Annotated in this window: 12 protein-coding genes; 6 read left to right on the top strand and 6 right to left on the bottom strand. The window is 64.4% G+C overall.

The window, feature by feature from the left end:
* Positions 1 to 27: 27 nt before the first annotated feature.
* A complete protein-coding gene (locus AC2YJX_RS13190; protein WP_487256281.1) occupies positions 28 to 1,530 on the bottom strand; it encodes a di-heme oxidoreductase family protein in 1,503 nt (500 codons plus the stop codon).
* Between the two features lie 2 nt (positions 1,531 to 1,532).
* The gene (locus AC2YJX_RS13185) at positions 1,533 to 2,738 is read right to left on the bottom strand and encodes an imelysin family protein (RefSeq protein WP_487256280.1); all 1,206 of its coding nucleotides are present in this window, start codon (positions 2,736 to 2,738) and stop codon (positions 1,533 to 1,535) included.
* Positions 2,739 to 3,060: 322 nt separating this feature from the next.
* On the opposite strand from AC2YJX_RS13185, the gene AC2YJX_RS13180 reads away from it, so the two are divergent.
* On the top strand, positions 3,061 to 5,286 hold the full coding sequence (locus AC2YJX_RS13180; protein WP_487256279.1) for a PhoX family protein: 2,226 nt from the start codon (positions 3,061 to 3,063) through the stop codon (positions 5,284 to 5,286).
* A 128-nt stretch (positions 5,287 to 5,414) separates the two neighbouring features.
* Here the strand turns inward: AC2YJX_RS13180 and AC2YJX_RS13175 are convergent, their stop codons facing one another.
* From AC2YJX_RS13175 to AC2YJX_RS13160, 4 genes are all read right to left on the bottom strand, one after another.
* Entirely contained in the window at positions 5,415 to 6,239 is an 825-nt protein-coding gene (locus AC2YJX_RS13175; RefSeq protein ID WP_487256278.1) for a FecR family protein, read from the bottom strand.
* Positions 6,196 to 7,038 (bottom strand): BPSS1780 family membrane protein, encoded by an 843-nt coding sequence (locus AC2YJX_RS13170; RefSeq protein WP_121422818.1) that lies wholly within the window; start codon positions 7,036 to 7,038, stop codon positions 6,196 to 6,198. Before AC2YJX_RS13170 ends, AC2YJX_RS13175 begins: the two co-directional genes overlap by 44 nt.
* A 124-nt stretch (positions 7,039 to 7,162) precedes the next feature.
* Positions 7,163 to 8,113 carry a homoserine kinase gene (locus AC2YJX_RS13165; protein ID WP_426304852.1) on the bottom strand — a complete coding sequence of 317 codons (951 nt, stop codon included), beginning with the start codon at positions 8,111 to 8,113 and terminating at the stop codon, positions 7,163 to 7,165.
* A 114-nt stretch (positions 8,114 to 8,227) separates the two neighbouring features.
* Positions 8,228 to 8,587: a hypothetical protein gene (locus AC2YJX_RS13160; protein WP_121420832.1), complete on the bottom strand. Its 360-nt coding sequence runs from the start codon at positions 8,585 to 8,587 to the stop codon at positions 8,228 to 8,230.
* Between the two features lie 53 nt (positions 8,588 to 8,640).
* Here AC2YJX_RS13160 and polA point away from each other — a divergent pair, with 53 nt between their 5' ends.
* The 5 genes from polA to AC2YJX_RS13135 all read left to right on the top strand — a co-directional run bounded on the left by polA (position 8,641) and on the right by AC2YJX_RS13135 (position 15,252).
* Positions 8,641 to 11,439, top strand: a complete 2,799-nt coding sequence (polA, locus tag AC2YJX_RS13155) for a DNA polymerase I (RefSeq protein ID WP_487256277.1) — start codon at positions 8,641 to 8,643, stop codon at positions 11,437 to 11,439.
* Between the two features lie 255 nt (positions 11,440 to 11,694).
* Positions 11,695 to 12,435, top strand: a complete 741-nt coding sequence (locus AC2YJX_RS13150; RefSeq protein WP_487256276.1) for a hypothetical protein — start codon at positions 11,695 to 11,697, stop codon at positions 12,433 to 12,435.
* A gap of 247 nt (positions 12,436 to 12,682) precedes the next feature.
* Positions 12,683 to 13,585 carry a glutathione-dependent disulfide-bond oxidoreductase gene (gene yghU / locus AC2YJX_RS13145; RefSeq protein WP_487256275.1) on the top strand — a complete coding sequence of 301 codons (903 nt, stop codon included), beginning with the start codon at positions 12,683 to 12,685 and terminating at the stop codon, positions 13,583 to 13,585.
* A 21-nt stretch (positions 13,586 to 13,606) separates the two neighbouring features.
* The gene (locus AC2YJX_RS13140; RefSeq protein WP_055403111.1) at positions 13,607 to 14,239 is read left to right on the top strand and encodes a glutathione S-transferase family protein; all 633 of its coding nucleotides are present in this window, start codon (positions 13,607 to 13,609) and stop codon (positions 14,237 to 14,239) included.
* A gap of 86 nt (positions 14,240 to 14,325) precedes the next feature.
* Complete coding sequence (locus AC2YJX_RS13135; protein WP_057226658.1) at positions 14,326 to 15,252, top strand: LysR family transcriptional regulator; 927 nt, start codon at positions 14,326 to 14,328, stop codon at positions 15,250 to 15,252.
* Positions 15,253 to 15,285 lie beyond the last annotated feature (33 nt).

Here is a 15,285-nt window from a genome sequence, read left to right as displayed (position 1 = left end):
GCAGCGGCGGAGCGTGGGGGTCAATACTCATAGCGACTCCACAAATTTCACCAGCGCATCGCGGTCGGCCTTCTTCATTTTCAGTACCTGGTCCTTGGCTGCTTCGGCCTCGCCGCCGTGCCACAGCACCGCCTCCAGCACGCCGCGCGCGCGGCCGTCGTGCAGCAGGCGCGTGTGGCCGTTCACATCCTTGATCAGGCCGGTGCCCCACAGTGCGGGAGTCTTCCACTGGCGGCCGTTGGCGCCAAAGTCGGGCCGGTTGTCGGCCAGGCGTTCGCCCATGTCGTGCAGCAGCAGGTCGGTGTAGGGCCAGATGCGCTGGCCGTTCAGGGCTTTGCTGGTCAGCGTGGGGAAGGGGCCTTCCTTGGTCACGTAGCTGGGCCGGTGGCAGGTAGCGCACTGGGCCTGGGCAAACAAGGCCTGACCGCGTTGCACTTGCACGTCGTTGACGTTACGGCGCGCGGGCGGTGCCAGCGTGGCCTGGTAGAAGATCACGTCGGCGAGGGTCTTGTCGTCGATCTCTACAGCCGGCTGGCCTTGCACGCTGGCGCCCTCCTTGCCACTTTTGCCGCTGGGTGCTGCCAGGCAGTCCTTTTGTGCGGGGGTGCAGGTCTCGTGCGCGAAGTGGCGGGACGTGATGCCCATGTCGCCCAGAAAGGCGCCACCCGTCTGGTGCGCGATGGTGGCCACATTGGCCTTCCAGCCAAATCGCCCTGTCATCATGCTGCCCGAGGGCGCGTCCCACACTTTGTTGGCTTGGCCTTTGATGGGGCCGGGCGCGGCGGCCTGGTCGGCTGCGTTGGCCAGGATGTCGGCCTCGGCAATCGCTTCGAGGAGGCCCACGCCGATAATCTGCGGCGCAATGCGCGGGCTGCTCATCACGTCCGGGTGCATGGGGCCGTAGCCCAGGTCGGCGAAGCCATACACGGGCTTTTGCAGTGTGTAAGGCATGCCGTCGGCAAACTGGCCTTTGATCGTTTCGTAGCGCAGCGTGACGCGCCCTTCAGGGCTGACGCCCTGGATGGCCGCGTTGTTGAACTGGTCTCCATACACCGGGTCGGGCTTGGGCCCGCCATGCGCGTCTTTGCCGGGGATGGACAGGCGGATCAGCAGGGCCACGGTCGGGTCCTTGGTCTCGCCCAGGCGGTTGAAGATCGCTGGCGGCTCGCCCCGGCCGTCCTGCACGTGGCAGCCACCGCACGAGCGCGCGATGAAGTGCGGGCCCAGGCCATCACGGGCCTTGGTGGATGCAGGGGCCTCGACCCAGTTGCGGCGAAAGAACGAGTTGCCGATGACAAAGCGCGTGCGTTCCTCATCGGTCAGGTTGGCGGCTGGGAACGAGAAGGCATTGCGCCCGGTGGCGAATACGGTGGTCTCGCCGCCGGTTTTTTCGCCCTGCGGGTCGGGTTGGGGGGCCGCCGTCAGCGATGGAATGCCCAGGCTGCCGAAGCCGGCGAGCGCGACGATGGCGGTGCTGGCAGCCGCCAGGCGCACAGCGCGCTGGCGGCGTTTGGCTCGCGAGATCTGCATGTTCAAGGCTGGACCAGCGTCAACTTGGTGATGCCAATGGCGTTGGCGGCAGCGACCAGGTCTTTGCTTTGTTGTGTGAGGCTGTCGATGGTCTTCTGGATGCGCTGGCGGCCTGGGGCGTCCTTGCCGCCGATGATTTCGCGATCGAACGGGGCCTGAATGCCTTCTGCGGCGACCACCGATGCGGCGATCTGCTGCGTGGTCTTGTCGGCCAGCGCGGCGTCCCTGGCGGCCACCAGGTCACGCAGCGAAGGGCCTTGCAGCACCGTGCCGTTGGCCTGCTTGTACTGGCCCAGCCACACGTTCTGGATGCCCAGTGCGTTGGTCACCGCATCGCGATGGGTGTTGTCCGAAAAGCACGAGTGCTCGTCTTCCTGGTCCTGGCTGTTCAGCGCCACTTCCAGCCGTTCGCCGGCCAATTCGCCGCGCGACAGCGAGCCCAGGCCCACCAGCATCTTGCGCACCGATTCCTGGCCACCTTTGACGAAGCGGGCGCGGTAGTTGTTCTTGGCATCTGGCGCCCAGGCCTTCACCAGCGTGGTGAGATCGTCAATGAGCAGCTCTGTCACCACGTTCAGGTATTGGCGGCGGCGGTCGGCATTGGGGGCCTTGCCATCCACAAAGTCTTCAACGCTGCGGTTGCCCGGGCCGGTGTCTGACAGGTCCTGGCCCCACAGGAAGAACTCGATGGCGTGCCATCCTGTGGCAATGTTTTCTTCGCCGCCACGCTCGTTCTGCGCGGACAGGTTCTTCTTGTTGATGGTGAACTTGCGGTTGTTCACCAGCCCGGCGTTGGCCTTGCCTTGCACGCTGTCCACAAACGATTCGTCCATGGGCCAGGCGTTGATGCGGCCTTCCGGGCCGTTGTCGTTGTCAATGGGGCCGCCGTAGAAGCGGAAGGCTTCGGTCTGCCCGTAGAACTCGCGTGCGGCCAACCAGGTCTTGCGGGCTTCGGCCAGCGTTTCTGCAGAGGGCTTGGCGGTGAATGCCAGCACTGCGGCCTGCAGGGCCTTGGCAGCATTCAGCGTGTCTGTGTAGTTGGCATGCACCAGGTGGCCGTAGTGCGCGGCCACCATGTTGGTGTTCACCGCCTGTGCGTTGGCCGACGGGGCCGGCGCACCACCTGCCTGCGCTGCTGCGTTAGTGCCATAGGTGCACAGGGCCAGAGCGGCTACCAGGACCGAGGTCTTCAGAAAGGAATGGGGCATGCAGAGGTCTCCGGGGCAAAGGGGCGCGCAGGCCATGGCATGGAAGGCGGTTGGGCCTGCAAGGGCGCTGCGGTGGTCAACGAAGGGGCCGCACTGGCTGAGGGAGCCTGTGCACCACAAGGTGCGAGGGCGTGGCTGGGTGGGCGAAGGCAGGTTTTGATTATACAAATAGTAGTGATTCGTATTTGTGTATGTCCATCTCTGGTGCGACCACCAGCTTGCAGGGACCGGCTGTCATCAAACCGCCGCAAAAGCTTCACGGCGATGTCACCCACGGTTTCTACGCTCCATGGGTTTTGTAACCAACAACCCGAGGAACCCCATGAACCACCGTGTGGCTGCGCCAGAGCAGGCGATTGACTTCAACAACGAGAACTCCAACACCTCTGCCAACCCCAGCTTTGATGCGGTGCTGGGCGCTCGCCTGTCGCGCCGTGGCCTTCTGCGGGGCAGCGTGGGCACGGTGGGCACCACGGTGCTGGCGGGCTTTGGCGTGTCGGCCTGCGGCGGCAGCGACGACCCTGCAGTGACTCCACCCCCTGCCGGCCCCAAGCTGCTGGGCTTTGGCGCGGTGCCCAAGAGCCTGGCCGACGTGGTGGCCGTGCCTGCAGGCTACACCGCCAGTGTGCTGTTTGCGCTGGGCGACCCCATTGCAGCAGGCGTGGCTGCCTACAAGAACGATGGCACCGATGGTGACTTCGACAAGCGCGGTGGCGATCACCACGACGGCATGGAATGGTTTGGCCTGGGGGCTGACGGCAAGCGCAACGACAACGCCATCGAGCGCGGGCTGCTGGCCATCAACCACGAAGCCACCACCGACGAGAAGCTGTCGTCCCACTTCCTGCATGCCAACGGCGGCACGACCACCTTGCCACGCCCTGCGGCCGAAATCGACAAGGAAACGGCGATCCACGGCATTGCCGTGATCGAAGTCGCCAAGTCGGGTGGCAAGTGGGCCTACGTGCAGAACTCTGCGCTCAACTTCCGCCTCACGGCACTGAGCCCCATCGAGATCTCGGGCCCTGCGCGTGGCAATGCGCAGATGATCACCAAGTTCTCCCCCACGGGCACCACCACACGCGGCACGCTGAACAACTGCGGCACGGGCAAGACGCCTTGGGGCACGTTCCTCACCGGTGAGGAAAACTGGTTTGGCTACTTCACGCGTGGCGCTGCCGACGATGCAGCACGCGGCAACGACAAGAGCGTCACGGCCCTCAAGCGCTATGGCCGCAACCAGGGTGCTGCATCGCGCCACGGCTGGGAGAGCGGCGGCGCCGCCGACCAGTACCAGCGCTGGAACAACAGCAAGACTGGCACCTCGGTGGACGGCAGCGACGACTACCGCAACGAGATGAATGGCATGGGCTACATCGTCGAGATCGATGCCTACGACAAGACCCGCATGGCCAAGAAGCGCACGGGCCTGGGCCGCTTTGCGCACGAAAGCGCGGCGTTTGGCAAGGTTGAGGCAGGCAAGCCGCTGTCGGTGTACATGGGTGATGATTCGCGCGGCGAATACATCTACAAGTTTGTGTCCACCGCGCTGTGGAATGCCGCCGATGCCAATGCCGCCGACCGCATGGCCGTGGGCGACAAGTACCTGGACAGCGGCAAGCTGTATGTGGCCAAGTTCAATGCCGATGGCACGGGCACCTGGGTCGAGCTGGCGCTGGCCAACACCGCCATCAGCGGCTATGCAGCCTACAAGTTTGCTGATGCAGCCGACATCGCCATCAACACCCGTCTGGCGGCCGATGCCGTGGGCGCCACCAAGATGGACCGCCCCGAATGGAACGCCGTGAACCCCGCCAACGGCGAGATCTACTTCACGCTGACCAACAACAGCAACCGCAGTGTGAACCCCACGGGTAGCCAGTACCTGCCAGACGCCGCCAACCCACGTGCCTACACCGACATGAAGGGCACCTCGGCACAGACCGGTAACCCCAACGGCCACCTGGTGCGCATGAAAGAAGGCGCCTCGGTCTCGGCTTTTACCTGGGACGTGTACCTGTTCGGCGCCGAAGCCGGGGCCGACAAGGCGCTGGTCAACATCTCGTCGCTGACTGCTGACCAGGACTTCTCCAGCCCCGACGGCCTGGCCTTCAGCAAGGCCACCGGCATCTGCTGGATCCAGACCGACGACGGCGCCTACACCGACGTGACCAACTGCATGATGCTGGCCGCTGTGCCCGGCCAGGTGGGTGACGGCGGCAAGAAGACGCTGAGCTACACCAAGACCGACGGCACCAAGCTGGACATCGTGACCCCCGTGGGCAAGGCTGCCACCGAAAGCACGCTCAAGCGTTTCCTGGTCGGCCCCAAGGGCAGCGAAATCACCGGCGTGGCCGAAACGCCCGACGGCAAGGCCATCTTCGTGAACATCCAGCACCCCGGTGAAGGCACCGCCTTGGCCAATGTGGGCGACGCCACCAAGTACCAGAGCCAGTGGCCCGCCAACGCAGGTTACGGCGCAGGCAAGCGCCCCCGCTCGGCCACCATCGTGATCACCAAGAACGACGGCGGCGTGATCGGGACCTGATCCCCCGCTAGTTCGTTTTTTGACCGACCCGGCCCGCTGGCCAGGGGGTTGCCACCAACAGGGCAACCCCCTGGCCAGTGGGCCTTGTGCGTTGCGGTGGGCGCGTTGCCAGGGGCGCCGTAGCTGGGTCAGTCGGTGCTGGTGTCGCCGGGGGGCGGTGGAACGGCGCGGGTGGGGGCCGTGGGTGCCGGCGGTGTGGTTCCTGGCGTTGTGCCGCCGGGCGCGGGGTAGTTCATCTGCCCGCTGCCGTCTTTGGTGCCCTTGCGCCCGGCAATCTGCCAGGCCGTGCGCTGGCCGATGAGGCCGGCCAGAAACTCCAGCTCTTCGTCGGTGTGGTTGATGGCACCTGCAGGGGTCAGAAGGCGGCCGTCGCGCGGCGCAGGCTCGGCCCAGAACGACTGGTGGTAGACCGACTGGCTGACCACGCTATCGTTGCCAGCGGCCAGGTCCACCGTTCCATAGCAGTTGCAGAAGTAGCCCCGGTGGTCCAGCTCGGGGAACACCTCGGCATACACACCGGTGCCCCGGATTCCCGCCGTGGCGGTGGGCAAAATCACCTGCCGGTCGGTGCCTTGCCCCCACACGCTGGCCACCGCGCCGGTCAGCACTCGCAGCACCTTGACGGCGGTCGGCGTGTCGCCCTCCAGCGCCAGGCGTGTGTTCTGCCGCACCATGAAAGCGCTGTTGCCCACGGCAAAGACGGCAGTGGAGCCCGGCCCCGTTTCGATGCGGTCACCGGCGGCGATGCTGCCCTGTGCCGTCAGCGCCTGCCCATTGCGCAGCACATCCCCGCGCACTTCGACGATGTTGCTGCGCGATTGCGCCTGCGCGGCCATCCACCCGCCAGCGGCCACCCACGCGGCGGCTGCCTGCAACAGGCTGCGCCGCCGGTGCCAGAGAAGCTCGTTGTCAGTCCGGCCCAGGAGCAGGGGAGTCAGGTGGTGGTGTGTCATGGGGCGGCTCGGGTTCTGGGGTTGAAGGGGGCTCGTAGCTGTCACGGAAGGTGAACACCACCGACGTGAAGAACATCGCCGCCATCATCAACGCGGCACCCACCATGATGCCGCCAGCCGCCGATGCCGCAAGCCCCGCCGTGGCCAGCAGTGCCGACACCAGCGCCACCACCAGCCCCCCCAGCAGAAACACGCCCAGCCAGCCCAGCCCATAGACCAGGAATGCGCTGAAGTTGCGCACACAGGCCACGATGCTGAAGAACAGCGCCTTGACCGGCGGCACGCCATGCCAGTGCACCAGCCCCGGGGCATGCCAGAACAGCAGCGACAGCGGCAGGTACAGCACCATGGAGAGCCACATCGCGCTCTGGAACGCCGGGTCTTCGGCCACTTCCTTGCTGAGCTGGGCACCGCCCAGGTACACCTTGGCGAACTGCCCGCCGTCGATCAGGGCCGACAGGCCCATTACCGCCAGAAAGCAAGCCGCATACAGGGCGCCCAGCACCAGCATGTCACGCAGCCGCTGCTGCCCGGTGCGAAACGCCACCAGCAGCACGGCCGGTGTGGGAAACCGCCCCTGCGAGGCTTGCGCCGCCGCCACCATCATGGCCAGGGTGGCCGATGGCAACAGCATCAGCGCCACCGCAGGGCCGACCAGTGGAATCATGGAGGCCAGCGACATGGACGCCATGGTCATGAAAAACAGCGCTGCCAATGCCATGGGCTGCTTCCAGAACGTCCGTATACCAAGCTTGACCCAGGTCATGCCAGTGCGGGCGGGGACGATGTGGAGTTTCATGAAGGTGCTGCTGAAGAAAGGTGGGGCCTGCGCCCGGGCATTGCCGGCAGCCAGAAGGCCGCCCATGGCAGTGCAATAGCTTGGAATTTACCCCAGCGGCCCATTCCGGCCACTGCACAAGGGCTCAGGCGTGCACTGGGTGTGCAAGGCGAGCACGCAAGACGCGCTCGAAATGGGTGGGGTCGTGCGGCGTGAGCATCGAGGCCTCGCGCGGCAGGTAAAAGTCCCACAGGCGCGAGATCCAGAACCGCAAGGCACCGGCGCGCAGCATGGCAGGCAGCAGTTCGCGTTCGGCCGCGTTGAGCGGGCGCACTGCTTGGTAGGCGTCCAGCATGCGGGTGGCGCGCTCGGCGTCGTGCGCGCCTTGGCCCAAGTCGATGCACCAGTCGTTCAGGCACACCGCCAGGTCAAACAGCCAGGTGTCCACGCCCGCAAAGTAGAAGTCGAAGAAACCCGTGAGCTCCTCGCCATCGAACATCACGTTGTCGCGGAACAGGTCGGCGTGCACGGGGCCCCTGGGCAGTGCGGCATACGCGGCGCTGGCCGCCACATGGTTCTGGTAGGCCAGCTCGGACCGCAGCAGGGCGGCCTGGGCCGAATCGATGTGGGGCAGCACCACGGGCACGGTTTCGTTCCACCAGGGCAGGCCGCGCAAGTTGGGCTGGTGCCGGTCAAACCCACGCCCCGCCAGATGCATGCGGGCCAGCATGGTGCCTACGGCCGCGCAGTGCACGCCCTGGGGTGCGAGCTGGCTTTTGCCGCGCAGCTTGTTCACCACCGCAGCGGGTTTGCCACACACGGTGTGCAGGATGTCGCCGTTCTTGTCAGCACGCGGGTCGGGCACGGGCACGCCGCCGTGCGCCAGGTGTTTCATCAGGTACAGGTAGAACGGCAGTTGTGCCGCCGTGAGGCGCTCGAACAGCGTGAGCACGAACTCGCCCTGGTCGCTGGTCAGAAAGTAGTTGGTGTTCTCGATGCCACCCTCAATGCCGCGCAGCTCTACCAGCTCACCCAGTTGCAAACGGCGCAGCAGCTCGCGCGCCTCGGTGTTGGAGACTTCGGTAAAAACGGCCATCGCTCAGGGGGGTTACAAAGAAATGAAAAACTGGCAGAAGAAGGGCAGGGCGTGCAGCGGCTTCTTGGGGGCAGCGCGGTGGCGCTGCCAAATACCGCAGTCGCCGCCGGGGCCTCAGAACTTCAGCACGTTCCAGACACGCGGGGCGGTGGTGGTCTCGGCGCCGCTGTTGCTGCCTGCGCGGCTGCGGGCGCCATCGGGCGACTGCACTTCATAGCCGGGCATGTTGCCGGTCTTGGGCTGCACCGAAATCGTCTGTGTTTGCCCGCCCACACGCAGCTCATCGACGCGGCTGCCCGCGTCTTCCACCTGGATGCGCTCGGTACGCTGGTTGGTGCGGCCTGCAGGTTGCTCTTGATTTGAGAGCGCTTCGCGCTTGTCCGTCGTGCCCTGAGGGGCATTTTGGCTTGGATTTTGGGCCAGGGCGGTGCCGGAGGCAATGCCCAGCAGCAAAAGGAGGTAGAGAGCGCGCATCAGGCGATTGTAGAGCGCTGCCTGGGTGGAGTCCGGCCGTGCACAATCCGTGCATGACTGACAAAAAGACTCTGGTGCTGGTGGACGGCTCCAGCTACCTCTACCGCGCCTTCCATGCCATGCCCGACCTGCGGGCGGTGCCGGGCGACCCCACAAGCCCTGCCACCGGTGCCATTCGCGGCATGATCAACATGATGCAGGCCCTGCGCAAAGAGGTGACTGCCGACTACGCCGTCTGCGTGTTCGACGCCAGCGGCCCCACCTTCCGCGATGCCCTGTACACCGAATACAAGGCCACGCGCTCACCCATGCCCGACGACCTGCGCAGCCAGATCGAGCCCATCCACCAGGTGGTGGACCTGCTGGGCTGGAAGGTAGTGGCCGTGCCCGGCGTGGAGGCCGACGACGTGATCGCCACCTTGGCCCACGTGGCGGCCGCACAGGGCATTGAGGTCATTGTGTCCAGCGGCGACAAAGATTTGAGCCAACTGGTCAACGAGCACATCACCATCATCGACACCATGAGCGGAAAGCGCCGCGATGTGGCGGGCGTGACGGCAGAGTTTGGCGTGCCGCCTGCGCTGATGGTGGACTACCAGGCCCTGGTGGGCGACACCGTGGACAACGTGCCCGGCGTGACCAAGGTGGGGCCCAAGACGGCCGCCAAGTGGCTGGAAGAATATGGCTCGCTCGACAACCTGATTGCCAACGCCGACGCCATCAAGGGCGTGGCGGGCAACAACCTGCGCGAGGCCATTGCCAGCGGCCAGCTGGCCTTGAGCCGCCAGCTCGTCACCATGAAGACCGACTGCGCGCTGGCCGACTACATCCCCGGCCTGCCCGCGTTTGACGACATCACGCTGGACACGCCGGACAACGCCGGCCTGCTGCCGTTTTACGAAAAGTACGGCTTCAAGGGCTTGGCCAGCGCGATCAAGGGTGCCGCGGCCCCCGCCACCACAGCCCCCACCGTCGCCATGCCCGGCCAGAGCGGCGACCTGTTTGCCGACCACTCCGCCAGCACCGTGGCCGAAGAAGCCCAGCACCGCACCGTGGTGTACGACACCATCCTGAACTGGGCGGACTTTGACCAGTGGCTGGAGCGCCTGCACAAAGCCCCGCTCACGGCCATCGACACCGAGACCGACTCCCTCGACGAAATGCGTGCGCAGATCGTCGGCATATCTTTCAGCGTGCAGCCCGGCGAGGCCGCCTACATTCCCCTGCGGCACGAAGGCCCCGATGCGCCCGCGCAACTGTCGTTGGACGAAGTGCTCGTCCGCCTCAAGCCCTGGTTGGAAAACCCCAAGCACCACAAGCTGGGCCAGCACATCAAATACGACCGCCATGTGTTCGCCAACCACGGCATTGAAGTGCAGGGCTACGCGCACGACACCATGCTGCAAAGCTACGTGCTCGAAGTGCACAAGCCCCATAACCTGACCAGCCTGGCCGAGCGCCACACGGGCCGCAAAGGCATCACCTACGAAGACCTGTGCGGCAAAGGCGCGCACCAGATCCCGTTTGCGCAAGTGCCGGTGGACAAAGCCGCCGCCTACTCGTGCGAAGACTCTGACCAAACCCTGGACGTGCACAACGCCCTGTGGCCCCTGCTGCAGACGGATGACAAGCTGCGCTTCATCTATGAGTTGGAGATGCAGAGCAGCGAGGCCCTGTACCGCATCGAACGCAATGGCGTGCTGATTGACGCCCCCACGCTGGCCGCGCAAAGCCACGAGCTGGGCCAGCGCATCCTGCAGCTCGAAACCGAGGCGTACGAAATTGCGGGCCAGCCCTTCAACCTGAGCAGCCCCAAGCAACTGGGCGAAATCTTCTTCGACAAGCTGGGCATGCCCGTGGTGAAGAAGACCGCCACCGGCGCCCGCAGCACCGACGAAGAAGTGCTGGAAAAGCTGGCCGAGGACTACCCCCTGCCCGCCAAGCTGCTGGAGCACCGGTCGTTGAGCAAGCTCAAAGGCACCTACACCGACAAGCTGGCGCAACTGGCCCTGCCACGTACAGGCCGCGTGCACACGCACTACGCGCAGGCTGTGGCGGTGACCGGGCGCTTGTCCAGCAACGACCCCAACCTGCAGAACATTCCCATCCGCACCCCCGAAGGCCGCCGCGTGCGCGAGGCCTTCGTGGCCCCCGCAGGCCGTGTGATCGCCAGCGCCGACTACTCCCAGATCGAGCTGCGCATCATGGCCCACCTGAGCGGCGACCACTCGCTGCTGCACGCCTTCCACGCCGGGCTGGACGTGCACCGCGCCACCGCTGCAGAAGTGTTTGGCGTAGAGGTCGATCAGGTCACCAGCGAGCAACGCCGCTACGCCAAGGTCATCAACTTTGGCCTCATCTACGGCATGAGCAGCTTTGGCCTGGCCAAGAACCTGGGTATCGAAACCAAGGCCGCTGCCGCCTACATCGACAAATACTTCCAGCGCTACCCCGGCGTGAAGCAGTACATGGACGAGACCAAGGCCGCCGCCAAATCCATGGGCTATGTCGAAACCGTGTTCGGCCGCCGCCTGTACCTGCCCGAGATCAACTCCCCCAACGGCCCCCGCCGCGCCGGAGCCGAGCGCGCGGCCATCAACGCGCCCATGCAGGGCACGGCAGCGGACTTGATCAAGATGGCCATGGTGGCCGTGCAGAAGGAACTGGACGCGCACAAGCCGGGTATCCAGATGATCATGCAGGTGCACGACGAACTGGTGTTTGAACTGCCCGAGAGCGAGGTGGACTGGCTCAAGGCCGAGATCCCGCGCCTGATGGCGGAAGTGGCGGCGCTGAAGGTGCCGCTATTGGCCGAGGTGGGGGTGGGGGCGAACTGGGATAAGGCGCACTGAGCGAAATGTCGCTAGTTAGCGCCAGAGGAAGAGACTCACGGATTCATGGCCAGTGTCGCCTGCGCGGTAAGCGTGGTTCACTACCAAATTCCATCCGGCGGACCCGCGTCGCATTTTTGCTTCGTCCGTTTTACTTGTTTCTTGCCCCGGAATTACTCCCATGATCTAGCTGCTCTGGCAAAGCGTTTTGCTTGGCGCTTTCAGTCAACTAGCATCGTGGACTGTGACGGTTTGGGTATTGTGAGGAGGAGAGGGATGAAGATGAGACGTTGGTCAATGCCTGTTTGCGTTGTGCTGTGCGCAGGCTTTCTTGCAGCCTGCGAGTCAGTTGTCGTTCTGGGGGCACTTGCTGTCAGTCCAGCGTTAGCTGAACACCAAACGGCGAAACAGCGGCAGACAGATGAATATCTGGCCAATGTCTTTGAAAGTCGGACGCCGATCATTCCCAGGACGGTGAACCATCCGATTGACAGCAACGGGTTGTGCCTCTTGGAGCTTGCCATTTCAAGAGCAAGAGTCGACATCATGCAGGATGCACTCGATGTCGGCGCAGATCCTTTGAAATGCAGGCGTGATGCTGGTCCGTTGATCTTTGGTCTGAGGTATTTGAAGCAAAAGGATATGTCCCGCGTGCGGGAGGTTCTTCGTGGTGCTGCATTCATGAAAACTTACGATAAGTCTGCTTTTGTTGCTGAGGGCATCATGGTGAGTAATCCAGCATTGGTTCAAATGGGCCTGGATTTTGGCGTTCGCGTCAACGATCCCATCACTGCGCCAGCGATCTACTTGCGACAAGCTCCAGCCGCGAGTACACCGCTTAACCTGGCAGTACAGCAATATGCTCATTGGAACGCAGAGTCGGCAGAGGTTTTGAAACTTGTCATTTCATCTGGAGCGAAGTACGAAGAATCTATCGACGAGCTGCTGCTAGAGAAGAAACGGAGGAAGATGCCCACCGATGAGCTAGTGCGAATCTTGGAGGTTATGAAGCGCTAGAAAATTTCGGTTGCCTCAACAGCCCTTGAGCCATTCGACATCGGCAGCTTTGGTGGGTATCTGCATGCACTGCAATCAAGACGGTGACTTGAAGAGTCGCAGTCAATACAAAGATACCGAGTGGCTTGGGGCGATGACGTGCCACTAACTGGCATTTTTCGCCGCCCGCAATTCAGTTTCGTCGCTGAACTCATGCAGTTATCGCTGGCCCCGCTCGCTACCAGTTTTTACTTCTCCAGGAGTTCCCATGTCTAATTCCACCCCCTACACCCCCCCCGCCATCTGGCATTGGAACAAGGAAAACGGCGGCCAGTTCGCCAGCATCAACCGGCCCATTGCCGGGGTGACGCACGACAAAGAGCTGCCCGTGGGGCGGCACCCACTGCAGCTGTACTCGCTGGGCACGCCCAATGGCGTGAAAGTCACGGTCATGCTGGAAGAGCTACTGGCGCTGGGCCACAGCGGTGCTGAGTACGACGCATGGCTGATTCGCATCAACGAGGGCGAGCAGTTTGGCAGCGGGTTCGTGTCTGTGAACCCCAATTCCAAGATCCCCGCGCTGCTGGACCGCACCGACCCCGCCAACCCTGTGCGGGTGTTTGAGTCTGGGGCGATCTTGATGTACCTGGCCGAGAAGTTTGGCAGCGCCTTCTTGCCCAAAGACGGCGCTGCGCGCGCCGAGTGCCTGTCATGGCTGTTCTGGCAGATGGGCAGTGCACCTTTCGTGGGCGGCGGGTTTGGTCATTTTTATGCCTATGCGCCGGTCAAGATCGAGTACGCGATCGACCGCTATGCGATGGAGGCCAAACGCCAGCTCGATGTGCTGAACCAGCGCCTGGCCGTGACGGAGTACGTGGCGGGCAATGAGTACACGGTGGCCGATATTGCGATCTGGCCCTGGTATGGCTTGCTAGTGAAAGGGCAGGCCTACAACGCGGGCGAGTTTTTGCAGGTGCATGAGTACAAGCATGTGGTGCGCTGGGCCGAACAGGTGGCCAAGCGCCCGGCGGTGCAGCGGGGGCGCAAGGTGAACCGCGTGCAGGGCGACCTGGCCAGCCAGTTGCGCGAGCGGCATGACGCCAGCGACTTTGACACAAAGACGCAGGACAAGATCGAGGCTGCGGCAGCAGCTTCTTCACCCGCACGCTGAGTGTTTTTGCAAGGCGTCACCATGATCACTTTGTACGACTGCACCACCGCGCCCAGCCCGCGCCGCGCGCGCATCCTGCTGGCAGAAAAGGGTGTGGCCCACGACACCGTGCAGGTGGACCTGCGCAATGGCGAGCAACTGGGCGATGCCTACCGCCAGATCAACCCGCAGTGCACGGTGCCCGCGCTGCGCACCGAAGAGGGTTTGCTGCTGACCGACAACGCGGCCATCACCGCGTATGTCGAGGCGCGCTACCCACAGCCTGCGTTGCTGGGCGAGACGCATGCAGAAAAGGCCGAGATTGCGAGCTGGAACTGGCGCATGGAGTTCGAGGGCCTGTTGGCCATTGCCGAGGCGCTGCGCAACAGCGCGCCCGCCATGGCCAACCGGGCATTGCCCGGCGCGGTGGACTACCCGCAAATTCCGGCCCTGGCCGAGCGGGGGCTGGTGCGCGTGGGGCAGTTCTTTCAGCTGCTCAACGAGCGCCTGGCGGACCGCGACTTCATTGCCACCGACCGCTTCAGCGTGGCCGACATCACGGCGGTGGTGGCGGTGGACTTTGCGCGTGTGGTCAAGCACAAGCCGGGCGAGCAGCACCCGCACTTGCTGCGTTGGCGTGCGGCCATGGCGCAGCGGCTGTCGATGTCGCTCTAACTATCGCGCTGCTCCAGTCCCCGTTTTAGTCGCAATGGGTGGATGCAAGGATTGCGCATCGGGCCTGTTCCTTGCATTGTTAGCCCATGCGCCTTCGCCACATAGAAGTTTTCAACGCCGTCATGCTCACCGGCAGCGTGAGCGCGGCGGCCCGCCTCATCAACGTCACCCAGCCGGCGGTCAGCCGCATCCTGGCCCATGCGGAACTGCAGCTCGGTTTTCCGCTGTTTCATCGGCTCAAAGGCAAGCTGGTGCCCACCACCGAGGCACAGACCCTGTACCCCCACATCGAGCGCCTGTTCACCCAGCTCGACGATGTGCAGCGCCTGGCCAACAGCCTCAAGGGCGACCAGCGCGAGGGCGAGTTGCACATCCTGAGCGTGCTGGCGCTGAGCTACGAAGTGCTGCCGCGTGCGCTGCGGTTCTTTCGGCAGAAGCACCCGGACGTGAAGGTCACCATCGATGCGCTGCATTCGCCGCAGATCGTGTCGGCCCTGGTGTTGCAGGAGGCGGATGTGGGCTTTGTGTTCAGCGCCATCGCTCACCCCGCGCTCACGCAAGAGCACTTGGCCGATGGGCGCATGGTGTGTGTGGCGCCCAAGGGCATGCTCAATGCCGCACTGGTGGCTGCGGGCGTGGTGCACCTGGCCGACTTGGCGGATACGCCGGTGGTGCGGCTCGATGTGCGTGACCCCATCGGCACGGTGGTCAACCATGCCTGCCGGGAGGCCGGGGTGGGCTTGCAGACAGCGATCACGGTGCAGACCTACCACGCCGCGCTGGCCCTGGCGCACCACGGCCATGCGGTGGCGGTGGTCGACACCTGCACGGCCGCGTCGGCCGACCGCAGCAAGGTGGAGGTGCTGGCGCTGGCTCCACACATTGCCGTGCCCATCAAGTCATTGCGCACCGTGAACCGGCCCAGCTCGCTGCTGGCCAGCGCCATGACGCAGTGCATGCGCCAGGCGGTGGCCGAGACGCTGGAGTCCGTCGGTCTGCGGGAGGCCGAATAGCGCCTTGTGCAGGACGCTGTTGCGCTCCCGCAC

This window comes from Acidovorax sp. SRI_002, assembly GCF_057586455.1.
This window is presented reverse-complemented; position numbering and strand designations above follow the sequence as displayed.